This is a genomic window from Brevundimonas bullata (assembly GCF_003350205.1).
Lineage (GTDB): Bacteria > Pseudomonadota > Alphaproteobacteria > Caulobacterales > Caulobacteraceae > Brevundimonas > Brevundimonas bullata.
In genome coordinates this window covers 126266-139682 of record NZ_QLLC01000005.1, presented here as the reverse complement: position 1 = coordinate 139682, position 13417 = coordinate 126266, and the positions used below count along the sequence as shown (strand labels likewise).

Annotated in this window: 16 protein-coding genes; 13 read left to right on the top strand and 3 right to left on the bottom strand. The window is 67.0% G+C overall.

Annotated features, from left to right (window positions below; translation table 11 throughout):
- From DXK21_RS03965 to DXK21_RS03940, 6 genes are all read left to right on the top strand, one after another.
- Positions 1-319, top strand: a 319-nt coding sequence (locus DXK21_RS03965) for a TonB family protein (RefSeq protein WP_114816472.1), incomplete at its 5' end; no start/stop codon positions are given.
- Between the two features lie 137 nt (positions 320-456).
- Complete coding sequence (gene rpsM, locus DXK21_RS03960) at positions 457-825, top strand: 30S ribosomal protein S13 (RefSeq protein WP_114816471.1); 369 nt, start codon at positions 457-459, stop codon at positions 823-825.
- Between the two features lie 14 nt (positions 826-839).
- On the top strand, positions 840-1229 hold the full coding sequence (rpsK, locus tag DXK21_RS03955) for a 30S ribosomal protein S11 (RefSeq protein ID WP_114816470.1): 390 nt from the start codon (positions 840-842) through the stop codon (positions 1227-1229).
- A gap of 84 nt (positions 1230-1313) precedes the next feature.
- Positions 1314-2333 (top strand): DNA-directed RNA polymerase subunit alpha, encoded by a 1020-nt coding sequence (locus tag DXK21_RS03950; protein WP_114816469.1) that lies wholly within the window; start codon positions 1314-1316, stop codon positions 2331-2333.
- Between the two features lie 118 nt (positions 2334-2451).
- Positions 2452-2871 carry a 50S ribosomal protein L17 gene (gene rplQ / locus DXK21_RS03945; protein WP_114816468.1) on the top strand — a complete coding sequence of 140 codons (420 nt, stop codon included), beginning with the start codon at positions 2452-2454 and terminating at the stop codon, positions 2869-2871.
- Positions 2872-2977: 106 nt separating this feature from the next.
- Positions 2978-3448 (top strand): GNAT family N-acetyltransferase, encoded by a 471-nt coding sequence (locus tag DXK21_RS03940; protein ID WP_114816467.1) that lies wholly within the window; start codon positions 2978-2980, stop codon positions 3446-3448.
- A gap of 16 nt (positions 3449-3464) precedes the next feature.
- Here DXK21_RS03940 and DXK21_RS03935 read toward each other — a convergent pair whose 3' ends face one another.
- Positions 3465-4322, bottom strand: a complete 858-nt coding sequence (locus tag DXK21_RS03935; protein WP_114816466.1) for an ABC transporter permease subunit — start codon at positions 4320-4322, stop codon at positions 3465-3467.
- Positions 4312-5232, bottom strand: coding sequence for an ABC transporter ATP-binding protein (locus DXK21_RS03930; RefSeq protein ID WP_114816485.1), 921 nt, complete (start codon positions 5230-5232; stop codon positions 4312-4314). Before DXK21_RS03930 ends, DXK21_RS03935 begins: the two co-directional genes overlap by 11 nt.
- Before the next feature lie 99 nt (positions 5233-5331).
- On the opposite strand from DXK21_RS03930, the gene DXK21_RS03925 reads away from it, so the two are divergent.
- From DXK21_RS03925 to DXK21_RS03915, 3 genes are all read left to right on the top strand, one after another.
- On the top strand, positions 5332-6567 hold the full coding sequence (locus tag DXK21_RS03925) for an alkaline phosphatase family protein (RefSeq protein ID WP_114816465.1): 1236 nt from the start codon (positions 5332-5334) through the stop codon (positions 6565-6567).
- 239 nt (positions 6568-6806) lie between these two features.
- Complete coding sequence (locus DXK21_RS03920; RefSeq protein WP_114816464.1) at positions 6807-8048, top strand: TCR/Tet family MFS transporter; 1242 nt, start codon at positions 6807-6809, stop codon at positions 8046-8048.
- A 93-nt stretch (positions 8049-8141) separates the two neighbouring features.
- Positions 8142-9530 (top strand): trypsin-like peptidase domain-containing protein, encoded by a 1389-nt coding sequence (locus tag DXK21_RS03915; RefSeq protein WP_114816463.1) that lies wholly within the window; start codon positions 8142-8144, stop codon positions 9528-9530.
- Between the two features lie 48 nt (positions 9531-9578).
- On the opposite strand, the gene DXK21_RS03910 is transcribed toward DXK21_RS03915, so the two are convergent.
- Positions 9579-9998, bottom strand: a complete 420-nt coding sequence (locus DXK21_RS03910) for a VOC family protein (protein ID WP_114816462.1) — start codon at positions 9996-9998, stop codon at positions 9579-9581.
- A gap of 85 nt (positions 9999-10083) precedes the next feature.
- Between DXK21_RS03910 and DXK21_RS03905 the strand changes: the two genes are divergently transcribed.
- From DXK21_RS03905 to DXK21_RS03890, 4 genes are all read left to right on the top strand, one after another.
- The gene (locus DXK21_RS03905) at positions 10084-11394 is read left to right on the top strand and encodes a replication-associated recombination protein A (RefSeq protein WP_114816461.1); all 1311 of its coding nucleotides are present in this window, start codon (positions 10084-10086) and stop codon (positions 11392-11394) included.
- A gap of 217 nt (positions 11395-11611) precedes the next feature.
- Entirely contained in the window at positions 11612-12064 is a 453-nt protein-coding gene (locus DXK21_RS03900; RefSeq protein WP_162790569.1) for a hypothetical protein, read from the top strand.
- Between the two features lie 11 nt (positions 12065-12075).
- Positions 12076-12804: an RluA family pseudouridine synthase gene (locus tag DXK21_RS03895; protein ID WP_114816459.1), complete on the top strand. Its 729-nt coding sequence runs from the start codon at positions 12076-12078 to the stop codon at positions 12802-12804.
- Between the two features lie 74 nt (positions 12805-12878).
- The gene (locus DXK21_RS03890) at positions 12879-13373 is read left to right on the top strand and encodes a CC0125/CC1285 family lipoprotein (RefSeq protein WP_114816458.1); all 495 of its coding nucleotides are present in this window, start codon (positions 12879-12881) and stop codon (positions 13371-13373) included.
- Positions 13374-13417: the final 44 nt, after the last annotated feature.

Below are 13417 nucleotides of genomic sequence, written 5' to 3'. Positions count from 1 at the left end.
GGTCGGGGCCGGATCGGGGCCGGGGGCGGGCGACGGCCCGCCGCGCCTGATCCAGGGACCGACCAAGGATCAGCTGAGGCGGCTGCATCCGCGTGAGGCCTTCCGTCAGCGCCTGAACGGCAGCGCGCGGATCGCCTGCCGCATCCGGCTCGACACCCGATTGGAGGATTGCCGGGTTGTGGACGAGGCGCCGCCGGGGCGGGGATTCGGCGAGGCGGCCCTTGCGGCCTCCGGCTATTTCCGCTTTCGTCCTCCGACGCGCGACGGTCGCCCTGTTGAAGGACGCGAGATCACTGTGGGTGTGGAGTTCATGCCGTGATGCGTCGCTGGAACGGCGCGCCCGTTGACGCCATTCGAATCCCCTGTATAAGGGCGGCTTCCGCGAAGGGCGCACACGCTCCTGGTCTGTTGACCGGAGCGGTTTCCGCGTCTGTTTAAGCGTATCTGGAGATTCTCGTGGCCCGTATCGCTGGCGTCAACATTCCGACCAACAAGCGCGTCGAAATCGCGCTTCAGTACATCCATGGCATCGGCGCACACGCCGCCAAGGAAATCACCGCTAAGGTCGGCATTGAGCCGGCCCGCCGCGTGAACCAGCTGACCGACGCTGAAGTTCTGCAGATCCGTGAAACGATCGACAAGGACCACACCGTCGAAGGCGACCTGCGCCGTGAGACGTCGATGAACATCAAGCGTCTGATGGACCTGGCCTGCTACCGCGGCCTGCGTCACCGCAAGGGCCTGCCGGTCCGCGGTCAGCGCACGCACACCAACGCACGTACCCGCAAGGGTCCGGCCAAGCCGATCGCCGGCAAGAAGAAGTAAGAGAGGGCTGATCGATGGCCAAGGAACCGGGTCGCGTAAAGAAGCGCGAGCGCAAGAACATCACGTCGGGCGTCGCCCACGTGAACGCCTCCTTCAACAACACCATGATCACGATCACGGACGCCCAGGGGAACGCTATTTCCTGGTCTTCGGCCGGTCACATGGGCTTCAAGGGTTCGCGTAAGTCGACCCCTTACGCCGCCCAGATGGCTGCTGAAGACGCCGGCAAGAAGGCGCAAGAGCACGGCGTCAAGACGCTGGAAGTCAACGTCTCGGGTCCGGGTTCCGGCCGTGAGTCGGCGCTTCGCGCTCTGCAGGCCGTCGGTCTGACGATCACGACCATCCGCGACGTCACGCCGATGCCGCACAATGGTTGCCGTCCGCCCAAGCGCCGCCGCGTCTAAGCGACCGACTACCCCTTTTCCCGCCGGTTCCTTCTGCTCTGAACGTGAGAGCGTGGAACCGGCGAAACCCGTTCGAGGGACTCTATGATCGAAAGAAACTGGCAAGAGCTGATCCGTCCCGAGAAGCCGCAAGTCGAGGGCGGTTCCGACCCGCTGCGCAAGGCGCGTCTGGTCGCTGAGCCTCTCGAGCGTGGTTTCGGTGTGACGCTCGGCAACGCGCTTCGTCGCGTTCTGCTGTCCTCGCTGCAAGGCGCGGCTGTCACGGCCATCCAGATCGACGGCGTTGTTCACGAGTTCTCGTCGCTGGAAGGCGTTCGGGAAGACGTGGTCGACATCGTCCTGAACATCAAGCAACTGGCGCTGCGCATGCACGCCGAAGGCCCCAAGCGCATGACACTGCGCGCCACGGGTCCCGGCGTCGTCACGGCGGCTCAGATCGAAGCGCCGGCGGACATCGAGGTTCTGAACCCCGACCACGTCATCTGCACGCTCGACGACGGCGCTTCGGTCCGCATGGAACTGACGGTCCAGAACGGCAAGGGCTACGTCGCCGCCGAACTGAACCGTCCGGAAGATGCGCCGATCGGCCTGATCGCCGTCGACGCCCTGTACTCGCCGGTCAAGCGCGTCGCCTATCGCGTCGAGCCGACCCGCCAGGGCCAGTCGATGGATTACGACAAGCTGATCCTGGAAGTTGAAACCAACGGCGCCGTCTCGCCGGTTGACGCGGTGGCCTATGCCGCCCGCATCCTGCAAGACCAGCTGCAGATCTTCATCACCTTCGACGAGCCGACCAAGGCTGTTGAGGCGACGGACGGCAAGCCCGACCTGCCCTTCAACCCGGCCCTGCTCAAGAAGGTCGACGAACTGGAGCTGTCGGTCCGCTCGGCCAACTGCCTGAAGAACGACAACATCGTCTACATCGGCGACCTGATCCAGAAGACCGAGGGCGAAATGCTTCGCACCCCGAACTTCGGCCGCAAGTCGCTGAACGAGATCAAGGAAGTTCTCGCGACGATGGGCCTGTCGCTCGGCATGGACGTGCCGAACTGGCCGCCCGAAAACATCGAAGATCTGGCCAAAAAGTTCGACGACCAGATCTGATCATCAACCCTCCGCCCAGCGCCCTTCGGGGCGCGGATGGGGCGGTTAGAATGAACAAGGCCCCAGGTCCCGCCCCTTTGTTAAGGCCGGAAACCAGGGTTGAGTAGGAGAGACCCCGATGCGCCACGGCGCCGCTTACCGCAAGCTCGGCCGTACGGTCAGCCACCGCCAAGCCATGTTCGCCAACATGGCCGCCTCGCTGATCAAGCACGAGCAGATCACGACCACCCTGCCGAAGGCGAAGGAACTGCGTCCCTTCGTTGAGAAGCTGGTCACGCTGGCTAAAAAGGGCGACCTGCACGCTCGTCGTCAGGCCATCAGCGCCGTCCGCGACGTGCCGCAAGTCGGCAAGCTGTTCGAGACGATCGGCCCGCGCTACGCCGAACGTTCGGGCGGTTACATTCGCATCATGAAGGCCGGCTTCCGTCACGGCGACAACGCCGCGATGGCTGTGATCGAGTTCGTCGATCGCGACGCCGCCGCCAAGGGCCTGGACTCGGGTCCGGTCTATGCGATCGAGGGCGACGACGAAGCTTAATCGCTTCATCGGCTTGAGACATTGAAGGGGCGGCTGGAGCGATCCGGCCGCCCTTTTCGTTTGTCTTCACGCTTGTCGCCTATCGGCGAGCGGGCGATAGAGCGGCATGAGTACGGTTGAAGATCGCATCGTCGCCTATACCCCCGTCCATGCGGACGCCTGGAAACGGCTGAACACCGACTGGCTTGTGGAAGGCGGCTTCGTCCTGGAGGCCAAGGATCATCTGACCCTGGACGACCCCGAGGGGCAGATCCTCTCCAGAGGCGGCCATATCTTCTTCGCCGAGCGGGACGGCGTTAGCGTCGGCTGCTGCGGCCTGATCGCCATGGCGGACGGCGGGCTCGAAGTCACGAAGATGACGGTGCGGCCGGAGGCGCGGGGCGGGGGCCTGTCCCTGCGCCTGCTGGAGGCCTGCGAGGCGACGGCGCGGGATGCGTGCGCGCACCGCCTCTATCTGGAGACGAGTTCGACGCTGGGGCCGGCGCTGGCTCTCTATGCCCGGTTCGGCTTCGTGCACCTGCCGCCGCAGCCGACGCCCTATGCGCGGGCAGACGTCTGGATGGAGAAGCGGCTGTAGCGGCGCGACGCCTCGGCTACTCCTTCGACAGGTCCTGACGGCTGAACCACCACAGGGCCAGGCTGAACGGGACGAGGGACCACAGGGCCAGGCTGGCGACGGCGCGCAGCACGACGCCGTCTTGCAGCACAGCCGTCGGGACGCCGCCCAGGATGACCGTCTTCAATGCCTCATAGGCGGCGCCAGGAAACAGCAGCAGGGTCTGCCAGTCGGCGGCGCTCCATCCCAGGATGGGGGCGAGGGTGACGAGGAAGGCCTGAGCGACGCCGACAACCAGAGGCACGAACAGGGCCGCCAGCTGAGAGCGCGTCAGGACGGCCGTCAGCAGGCTGAGCATTAGAAACTGGACGACCCGCACAAAGGCCAGAAGGAAGAGCAGGCCGAAGGTCAGGGCTTCCTCGCCGCCGAAGCGGAACACCAGATCCCTGTCGAGGACGACGCCCTTGATGGCGGCGCCGAGCAGGGCGGCCGCCAGGAACAGGGCCAGGCCCGCCAGGGTCATCAGCTTGACGGCGCCGACCTTGCCCATGATCAGGTTGGGGCGACTATTGCGCGCGGTGATCAGGCGCCAGGTCTCCCAGCGGTAGTCGCTGGAAAAGACGGTCGCCGCGCCGATCAGCAGGAAGGCCAATAGGGCAGGGTTGGCCAATTGGCCGGCGGCGGACAGCAGGGTTTGGTCCAGATCAAGGGCGGCGCGGGCCGAGGTCAGCTGCGGCGGCAGTTGGTCGGCCATGCGGTCGACCTTGGCGTCGATCACGGCGCCGCCGATCAGGACGGCCAGCCACACCAGCGGCACGAAGATCAGGCTCCACGACAGGACCGTGCGGTTCTTGAGCAGGCGCCAGGATTCGGAGCGGATGGCGTCAGCCAGCATGGAGGGCCTCCCGGACCTGAGCATCGGTGCGTGCGGGGCCGGTCTCGGCCATGAAGACGCTTTCCAGATCGGCGCCGACCCAGCGGGCCTCGTCGATGTCCACGCCCTGTTCGATCAGGGCGCGCAGCAGGGCGGGACCCTCGGCGCGGGGAATGGCGGCCAGGACCGCGTCGCCGTCCAGCGTCGCCTTGTCGCCCAGCACGTTCATGATCTTGGCCAGAGGCGTGGCCGACAGACGCAGGCGTTCGCCGGCGGCGGTCAGTTCGCTGACCTTGCCCTCGGCGGCCAGGGTGCCGCGATTGAAGATGGCCACGCGGTCGCAGACGCGCTGGACCTCAAGCAGTTGGTGGCTGGCCAGGATGATGGTCACGCCGTCGTCGTCGGCCAGGCTGCGGATCAGGGCGCGCATTTCTTGGATGCCGGGCGGGTCCATGCCGCTTGTCGGCTCATCCAGGATGACGAGGTCCGGCTTGGTCATCAGGGCGGCGGCGACGCCGAGGCGCTGCAACATGCCGACCGAGAAGCCGCGCACGCGGCGGTTGGCGGCCTCGGTCAGGCCGACGCGGTCCAGCCACGCGTCGATGGCGGCGTCCTTGGCGCCGTGCGCCAGCGCCAGCCATTCCAGCACCTGACGCGCGGTCATGTAGGGCGGGAAGCGGGGCGTCTCGATCATGGAGCCGATGCGGCGCATGACGGCGGGGTCGCCCGCGTGCTGGCCCAGAACCCGGACCTCGCCCGCCGTGGGCCGGATCAGGCCCAGCAGGATGCGGAACAGGGTGGACTTGCCGGCGCCGTTGGGGCCCAGCACGCCGTAGACCCCGCCGCGCGGGATGCTCAGGCTCAGCCCGTCCAGGGCGCGCACGGCGCCATAGGTCTTGGTCAGGCCGGTCGTTTCGATCACAGCGGTCATGCGCTCGAGCTTGGCCTGATGGGGATAAGCCGACAAGGCGTCTTCTTGCTGTCGCAGATTAAGCTTAGGCAATCTCCCCGAAGTCGCTTCGGAGTTTTCATGTTTTCTCGCGTCGCGGGCCTGTGTCTGGCCCTGTTGCTGACCGCCTGCGCCAGCACCCCTGTTCAACAGGCCGAGCCGCAAGCCGCGCTGGCCGCCGAACGGCCTCTGGTCATGCTGGTCTCCATCGACGGCTTCCGCGCCGACTATCTGGACCGGGGGATCACGCCGAACCTGTCGCGACTGGCGGGCGAGGGGGCGACGGGGCCGATGCGGCCATCCTTCCCCAGCGTGACCTTCCCCAACCATTATACGCTGGTGACGGGGCTGCACCCCGACCACCATGGCATCGTCGGCAACAACATGATCGACGCCGAGCTGGGCCGGTTCTCGCTGGGTAACAAGCAGGCCGTGACGGATCGCCGCTGGTGGGACCAGGGCGAACCGATCTGGGTCTCGGCGGAAAAGGCGGGGATCAAGACCGGCACCATGTTCTGGCCGGGCTCCGAGGCTGAAATCCATGGCGTGCGCCCGTCCTACTGGACCGAGTTCGATCAGGGGATGCCGGGCGATGCGCGCGTGGATCGCGTGCTGGAGTGGATGGACCTGCCGTCGGATCAGCGGCCGCAGCTGACCACCCTCTATTTCGACATCGTCGACACCCAGGGCCACCACCATGGCCCCGACGGGGCGGAGACGGTCGAGGCGATCCGCTCGGTGGACGCCTCCATCGGTCGACTGGTCGAGGGGCTGAAGGCGCGGGGGTTGTATGAGCGCACGGTGCTGGTGATCGTGTCGGATCACGGCATGGCCGCGACCTCGCCCGAGCGGGTGACGTGGATCGACGACCTGATTGATCCGGCGGCGATCCAGATCGTCTATTCCGGGGCGGTGACCTTCCTGAACCCGGTCGTGGGTCGCGAGGCCGAGGTCGAGGCGGCGCTGCTGGGCTCGCGTCCGCATCTGGACTGCTGGAGGAAGAGCGAGATCCCGGCGCGGTTCGTCTTGGGTTCCAACCCGCGCGTCTCGGCCATCGTCTGCGCCTCCGAGCCCGGCTGGACCTTCACGACCAAGGCGCGGCCCGTGACCAAGCCGGGCGGGGCGCACGGCTATGACAACTTCTCAGCTGACATGGCGGCGATCTTCATCGCCCATGGACCGGGCGTGGTTCAGGGGCGGCGGTTGAACGATCTGGACAGCGTGGATGTTCAGCCCTTCCTGGCGCGTCTGCTAGGTGTCGATGCGCCGCGCGGGGACGGGCGGGCGGAAGATACGCTGGCGGTGACGACGCGCTGACGGGTCAGATCTGGTTTGGCTTTGGGCCCTTTTCCGCTCATCCCCGCGGAGGCGGGGACCCAGTAAGAGCCTCTCGCGCTGACTTCTGACGGAGAAGCGATACTTGCGGCTGGCGCTTGCGGCCAAAGCACTGGGTCCCCGCCTCCGCGGGGATGAGCGGATGGTGGGGCAGCGCCGGAATAACATCGCGTGAGCCTCTGCCGCCGTTTAGAAGGACGGTTCCAACTTCGCGAGCCCTCATGTCCCTGCACCATCCTAAGGTCCGCCGCGCGGCGATGGCCTTCATCTTTGTCACGGCGGTGCTCGACATCGTGGCCATGGGGATCGTCATCCCCGTACTGCCGCATCTGATCGAGGAGTTCGTCGGTTCGAACGCGCGGGCGGGTCTGCTGAACGGCGTCTTTGTGGCGCTGTGGGCGGGGATGCAGTTCCTGGCCTCGCCGGTGATCGGTTCGTTGTCGGACCAGTATGGGCGCCGACCTGTCATCCTGATCAGCTGCGCCGGTCTGGCGGCGGACTATGCGCTGATGGCGCTGGCGCCGAACCTGTGGTGGCTGGCGGTCGGGCGGCTGATCGCGGGGATCACCTCGTCCAGTTTCACGACCATCTATGCCTATATGGCCGATATCACCGAGCCGGAAAAACGCGCGCGGGCCTATGGCCTGATTGGTGCGGCCTTCTCGGGCGGCTTTGTTTTGGGGCCGGTGCTGGGCGGTTTTCTGGGCGAGTTCGGCCCGCGGGTGCCCTTCTGGGTGGCGGGCGGTCTGTCGGGCGTGGCCTTCCTCTATGGCCTGTTCATCCTGCCCGAGAGCCTGGCCCCCGAGAATCGGATGCCCTTCAGCTGGCGGCGCGCCAATCCCGTCGGGGCCATGATGCTGCTGCGGCGTCATGCCGAGCTGGCGGGCCTCGCGATCGTCAACTTCCTGCTCTACTTCGCCCACCACGTCTTTTCGGCGCTCTTCGTTCTGTATGCGGGGCTGAGGTACGGCTGGGGGCCATGGCAGGTGGGGATGCTGTTGGCCATGGTCGGGGTGCTGGACATGATTGTTCAGGGGGTTCTGGTGGGGCCGGTTGCGAAGAAGCTGGGCGACCGGATGACGATGATCCTGGGCCTGTGCGGCGGCACCATCGGCATCGCCCTGATGGGCTGGGCGCCGACGGGCGTCGCCTTCATTCTCGCCATGCTGCCCAACGCCCTGTGGGGCTTGGCCATGCCGACGCTGCAATCCCTGATGACCCGCCGGGTCAGCGAGAGCGAGCAGGGGCAGCTTCAGGGCGCGAACATGAGCGTCGCCTCCATTGCCGGGGTGGCCTCGCCGTTGTTCTTCGGCTGGGTCTATTCGGAATCGGTGGAGCAGGGGATGTGGGCGCCCAATCCAGGGCTGGCCTTCTATCTGGCGGCGGGGGTCCTGGCGCTGGCGGCGCTGATCGGCTGGATCACGGCGCGCCGGGCGGAACGGGACGAGGTCACGGTCGTTTGATCGCGGCGGACGCCAGGCTTGGCCATTGGCCTTGATCCCGTCCCAAAACCATTGCGCAATGCGGCAAAGCCTTCCGAACGAGACCCTGACGACATGAAGACTTCCAGACTGGCCCTCGCCGCCGCCCTGATGCTGTCCGCCTGCGGCCAGCCGCAACCGTCCAAGGCGCAGGAAGGCGTGTTCGCCGAGCAGCCGCGCGTGGCCCCGCGCGACGCCGGGGCGATGAAGTCCAGCTTTGCGCCCGTGGTGCGCGAGGCGGCGCCCGCCGTGGTCAATATCTCGGCGCGCGGCGTGCAGCAGGTGCGTGATCCCTTCTTCGAGATGTTCGGCGGGGGGCCGCAGTCGCGCGTGACCGGCTCGATCGGCTCGGGCGTCATCGTGCGCGCGGACGGGGTGGTGGTGACGAACAACCACGTCATCGAGAACATGCAGCAGATCCGCGTCACCTTGAACGACCGGCGCGAATACGCCGCCAGGGTTCTGCTGGCCGACTCACGCTCCGACATCGCCGTGCTGCAACTGGAGGGCGTGGAGGGCAGTCTGCCGGTGTTGCGCATCGACGATCAGGAAGAGCAGCAGATCGGCGATCTGGTCCTGGCCATCGGCAACCCGTTCGGCGTCGGTCAGACAGTGACGACGGGGATCATCTCGGCGCTGAACCGGACCGAGACGGGGATTTCGGACTCGGGCTCCTTCATCCAGACCGATGCGGCCATCAACCCCGGCAACTCGGGCGGGGCCTTGGTCGACATGGACGGCGACCTGATCGGCATCAACACCGCCATCTTCTCGCGCACGGGGTCGTCGACCGGGGTGGGCTTTGCGGTGCCGGCGACCATGGTCAAGCGGGTGGTGGATTCGGCCATCGGCGGGGCCAAGGCCGTGGTGCGACCGTGGCTGGGCGTGAAGGGCGACACCGTCAGCGCCGACATCGCCCGTAGCCTGGGCCTGTCGCGGCCGCAGGGCCTGATCATCACCGAGGTCTATCCGCAGGGGCCAGGCGCGCGCGCCGGTCTGGAGGAAGGCGATGTCATCACCGCCATCGACGGGGCCGAGATCAACGACCAGGGGGGGCTGAACTTCCGCGTCGGCACGCGCGCGCCCAACGACACGGTGGCCGTGACCATCCTGCGCGACGGCAAGACCCAGACGGTGAACGCGCGGGTTTCGGCCCTGCCGGGCGTGGCCGATCCCGGTCAGGGCACGACCGTGGGGCAGGGCGCGCTGGCCGGTCTTCAGGGCGTGGCGCTGAGCCCGGCGCTGGCTGACCGTCTGGGCGGCGATCCCTTTACGAGCGGCGTGGTGGTCACGGGGCTGCAACGCAACAGCATTCCGGCCCGTATCGGCCTGAGGCCCAATGATCTGATCGTTCAGGTGGACGGCCGCCCGGCGACCTCGGTCGCGGCCCTTGGCCGGGCGCAGCGCGGGTCCGAACTGGTGATCGTGCGCGGCGGTCGCAAGCTGACGGGGCGGTTGCCGTAGAGGGAGCCGGCTGACCTCTTTTGCCCGCCCGTGGGGAGGAGAGGTCTGTCAGGCTTTTTTCGGGCCGCCGATGGACCAGGTGTGGCCGAAGGGGTCGCGGACTTGGCCGTAGCGGTCGCCCCAGAACTGGTCCTCCAGCGGCATGACGGGGACGGCGCCGGCCACGAGGGCGCGGGTCCACCATTCGTCGGGATCGTCGACCTGGAGATGCAGGGTCACGCCCCTGGGCTGGATGTCGGCCTCGCCCGTCCATTCGGGAAATTCGTCGGCCAGCATGAGGCTGGCGCCGTTGATCCTGAGGTGGGCGTGCATCAGCCGCTCGCCGTCCTCGGCGGGCATCCGCATGATCTCTTCGGCGCCGAAGGCCCGGCCGTAGAATTCGATGGCCGCCAAGCCGCCCTTTGAGGGAATGGTCAGATGGGGCGTGAGGCCGCCGGTCGGGCCCTGGTTCGGCTGGGGGTCGGACATGGTTCCTCCGTTCGGGCCGATAGTAGTGCGTGTAATCGGCTGAACGAACGCCTATCTCTGCCGTTCCCCAAATCTTGACTGTCCCATGAGTGATCTGTTCGAAGCCTCCGGCATCCATCCCCCTGACGCGCCGCTTGCCGACCGTCTGCGCCCTCAGACGCTGGAAGAGGTCGTGGGTCAGGATCACCTGCTGGGCGAGGGCGGGCCGATCCGCCGCATGATCGAGGCCGGCCGTCTGGGCTCCATGATCCTGTGGGGACCGCCCGGCACCGGCAAGACAACCATCGCCCGGTTGCTGGCCAAGGCGGCGGGCTATGAATATCAATCGATTAGCGCGGTCTTTTCCGGCGTCGCCGACCTGAAGAAGGCGTTTGAGGCGGCGAGGATGCGCCGAGCGGCGGGGCAGCAGACCCTGTTGTTCGTGGACGAGATCCACCGCTTCAACCGCGCCCAGCAGGACGGCTTCCTGCCCTTCGTCGAGGAGGGGGTCGTTACCCTGGTCGGGGCCACGACCGAGAACCCCAGCTTCGAGCTGAACGGGGCGCTGCTGTCGCGGAGCCAGGTCTATGTGCTGAAGCGTCTGGACGATGCGGCGCTGGATCAACTGCTGGACCGAGCAGCGGCCCTGATGGAGAGGCCCCTGCCGCTGACGCCCGAGGCGCGCCACGCCATGCTGGCCTTGGCCGACGGCGACGGGCGCTATCTGCTGACCATGTCGGAGGTGCTGTTCGATCTTCCTGAAGGCGACCTGCTGGACGTTCAGGCGCTGGCGGGGGTGCTTCAGAAGCGGGCGCCCGCTTACGACAAGTCGAGAGAAGAGCACTATAACCTCATATCCGCCCTGCATAAATCGGTGCGCGGGTCGGACCCGGACGCGGCGCTCTACTGGCTGGCGCGGATGCTGAACGGGGGCGAAGACCCGCTGTATCTGGCGCGACGGATCGTGCGCATGGCGGTCGAGGACATCGGTCAGGCCGACCCCCTGTCCATCATGGTCGCCAACGCCGCCAAGGACACCTACGACTTCCTGGGATCGCCCGAGGGGGAACTGGCCCTGGCCCAGGCCGTCGTCCACTTGGCCACCGCGCCCAAGTCGGTGGGGGTCTATGAGGCCTTCAAGGCGGCGAAGAAGGCGGCGCACGAGACGGGCTCGCTGATGCCGCCCGCCCATATCCGCAATGCGCCTACGAAGCTGATGAAGTCGCTCGGCTACGGCAAGGGCTATCAGTACGATCCCGACACGCCCGAGGGCTTCTCGGGCGCCAACTTCTTCCCTGACGAGATGGAGCGTCGCACCTTCTACAAGCCCAAGGGCGAGGGGCATGAGGAGAAGGTCAAGGCGCGGCTGGAACGCTGGGCGGCGATGCGGGCGCGGGCGCAGAAGGAAGAGGGCTGAGCTCTTTCCTCCCCATGAAATGGGGAGGTGGCGCGTCGCCGAAGGCGAGGTGACGGAGGGGGTGACTCGACATCGGACGTCTGCGCCGCCCCCTCCACCGCTTCGCGGTCCCCCTCCCCATGAAATGGGGAGGAGAAAAGCCACCTGATCACCGTTCATTGTTAAGCATGGCCGTTCGGGCTTAGCCTCTCGCTGATCGCAACCTGGGGAGGGAATGATGATCGATATAGCGAGGCGTCAAGCGACGCCCTGGCATCTGTGGCTGGTGGGCGTGCTGTCGCTGCTGTGGAACGGTTATGGCGGATACGACTTCATCCAGACCACCACGCGCGGTGAAGCCTACATGCGTGAATCCGGCTTCGGCGACGAGATGATCGCCTACTACGCCGCCATGCCGACCTGGATGTACGTGCCGTGGACCCTGGGCGTCTGGGGCGCGGTGATCGCGTCGCTGCTGCTGTTGTCGCGCAGCCGCTGGGCGGTGCACGCCTTCGCTCTGTCGTTGTTGGGGGCGGTGGTAAGCTTGGTCTATTCGAAGTTCATCAACCCGCCGCCGGCCCTGCCGCCGCAGTTGGCCATGATGGAGTGGATGCCCTACGTCATCGTCGGGATCGCCGCCCTCTTGCTCTGGTACGCCTCGGCCATGGCGAAGAAGGCGGTCCTCCGCTAAAGGCTCGGCGGGTGAAAACCCGCCAGCCCGCTTCCCTGACCGAAGAAGACATCGCCGCCGTCCGTTCGTGGGTCATCCACGAGGACGCGCACATCATCGCCTTCAACAAGCCGTCTGGCCTGTCGAGCCAGGGCGGACGCATCCAGGCCCATACCCTGGACGACCTGCTGTGGGCCTTTGCGCGCTCGAACGGCAAGCGGCCGGAATTGGTGCACCGGCTGGACCGCGACACCTCGGGCGTCATCCTGGCGGCCAAGACCAAGCCGGCGGCGGGTTTCCTGGGCAAGGCCATGCAGATGCGCCGGTTCCAGAAGACCTATCTGGCCCTGGTGTCAGCCGCCCCTGAGCCCAAGTCGGGCCGTATCACCGCCGCCCTGCGCCGCGAGGAGATCGGGCGCGAGAGCTATATGCGGGTGGTCGAGTTCGATGCGCCGGGCGCGCAAGGCGCCGTCAGCGGCTATCGCACCCTGGCGGCCAGCGAGGACGGGGCTCTGGTCGAGCTGTCGCCCGAGACGGGGCGGATGCACCAGCTGCGGGTCCATATGGCGTCGATCGGACGGCCTCTGGTCGGCGACGTGCGCTACGGGGGGGCGCTGACCTTCGCCGGTCGCGGGGCGTCGCGGTTGATGCTGCACGCGGCCAGGCTGTCCTTCCCGCACCCCGAGGGCGGTGAGCGGGTGACGCTGGAGGCAGCCCCGCCTGAGGATTTTGCGGCTTTGCAGGCGGCGGCGGGGCTGTAGGCGGTTCAGCTTCTGTTCAGCTTCGCGGCGGAACATCGGGCCTTGCTCGGCGCTAATCGGGCAGGAGATTTCGCATGAAACGCCTGACATTCAGCCTGATCGCGGTTTCGGCCCTGGCCTTGAGCGCCTGCGCCAGCTTGGCCCCCTATCGTCCGCAGCAGTCGGCGGGCGGGCAGGGTTTCAATGAGCAGCGCATCGAGTCCGACCGTTTCCGCGTGACCTACAACGGTGTCGGCGCCGTCGGGCCGGTGGCGGATCGCGCCCTGTTCCGCGCGGCGCAACTGACCGTAGATCAGGGCTATGACTGGTTCGAGGTCACGCAGCGCTGGATCGACGGTCGTCCCGACAGCGCCGGGGGCGTTCGCCCCAGCGTCTCGATCGGCGCGGGCTCCAGCCGTTACGGCGGCTATCGCGCCTCGGGCGTCGGGGTGGGTCTGGGCCTTGATCTTAGCGGGCCGCAGCCGACCTCGACCACGCTGGAGATCGTCATGGGACGCGGCGCCAAGCCGGACCGCCCCGACGCCTATGACGCGCGCCGGGTGCAGGACGCGATCCGCAACCGGCTGTAGCCCGCCGACCGCTGTCATTCCCGTCGTGTCGGTGTAGAAGCCCG

Bases quoted from the DNA above. Each gene is read 5' to 3' on its own strand.
- rpsK (WP_114816470.1), top strand. From the start codon at position 840: ATGGCCAAGGAACCGGGTCGCGTAAAGAAGCGCGAGCGCAAGAACATC.
- DXK21_RS03935 (WP_114816466.1), bottom strand. From the start codon at position 4,322: ATGCTGGCTGACGCCATCCGCTCCGAATCCTGGCGCCTGCTCAAGAAC.
- rplQ (WP_114816468.1), top strand. From the start codon at position 2,452: ATGCGCCACGGCGCCGCTTACCGCAAGCTCGGCCGTACGGTCAGCCAC.
- DXK21_RS03905 (WP_114816461.1), top strand. From the start codon at position 10,084: ATGAGTGATCTGTTCGAAGCCTCCGGCATCCATCCCCCTGACGCGCCG.
- DXK21_RS03900 (WP_162790569.1), top strand. From the start codon at position 11,612: ATGATCGATATAGCGAGGCGTCAAGCGACGCCCTGGCATCTGTGGCTG.
- DXK21_RS03930 (WP_114816485.1), bottom strand. From the start codon at position 5,232: ATGACCGCTGTGATCGAAACGACCGGCCTGACCAAGACCTATGGCGCC.
- DXK21_RS03925 (WP_114816465.1), top strand. From the start codon at position 5,332: ATGTTTTCTCGCGTCGCGGGCCTGTGTCTGGCCCTGTTGCTGACCGCC.
- DXK21_RS03950 (WP_114816469.1), top strand. From the start codon at position 1,314: ATGATCGAAAGAAACTGGCAAGAGCTGATCCGTCCCGAGAAGCCGCAA.
- DXK21_RS03920 (WP_114816464.1), top strand. From the start codon at position 6,807: ATGTCCCTGCACCATCCTAAGGTCCGCCGCGCGGCGATGGCCTTCATC.
- DXK21_RS03890 (WP_114816458.1), top strand. From the start codon at position 12,879: ATGAAACGCCTGACATTCAGCCTGATCGCGGTTTCGGCCCTGGCCTTG.
- DXK21_RS03915 (WP_114816463.1), top strand. From the start codon at position 8,142: ATGAAGACTTCCAGACTGGCCCTCGCCGCCGCCCTGATGCTGTCCGCC.
- DXK21_RS03910 (WP_114816462.1), bottom strand. From the start codon at position 9,998: ATGTCCGACCCCCAGCCGAACCAGGGCCCGACCGGCGGCCTCACGCCC.
- DXK21_RS03940 (WP_114816467.1), top strand. From the start codon at position 2,978: ATGAGTACGGTTGAAGATCGCATCGTCGCCTATACCCCCGTCCATGCG.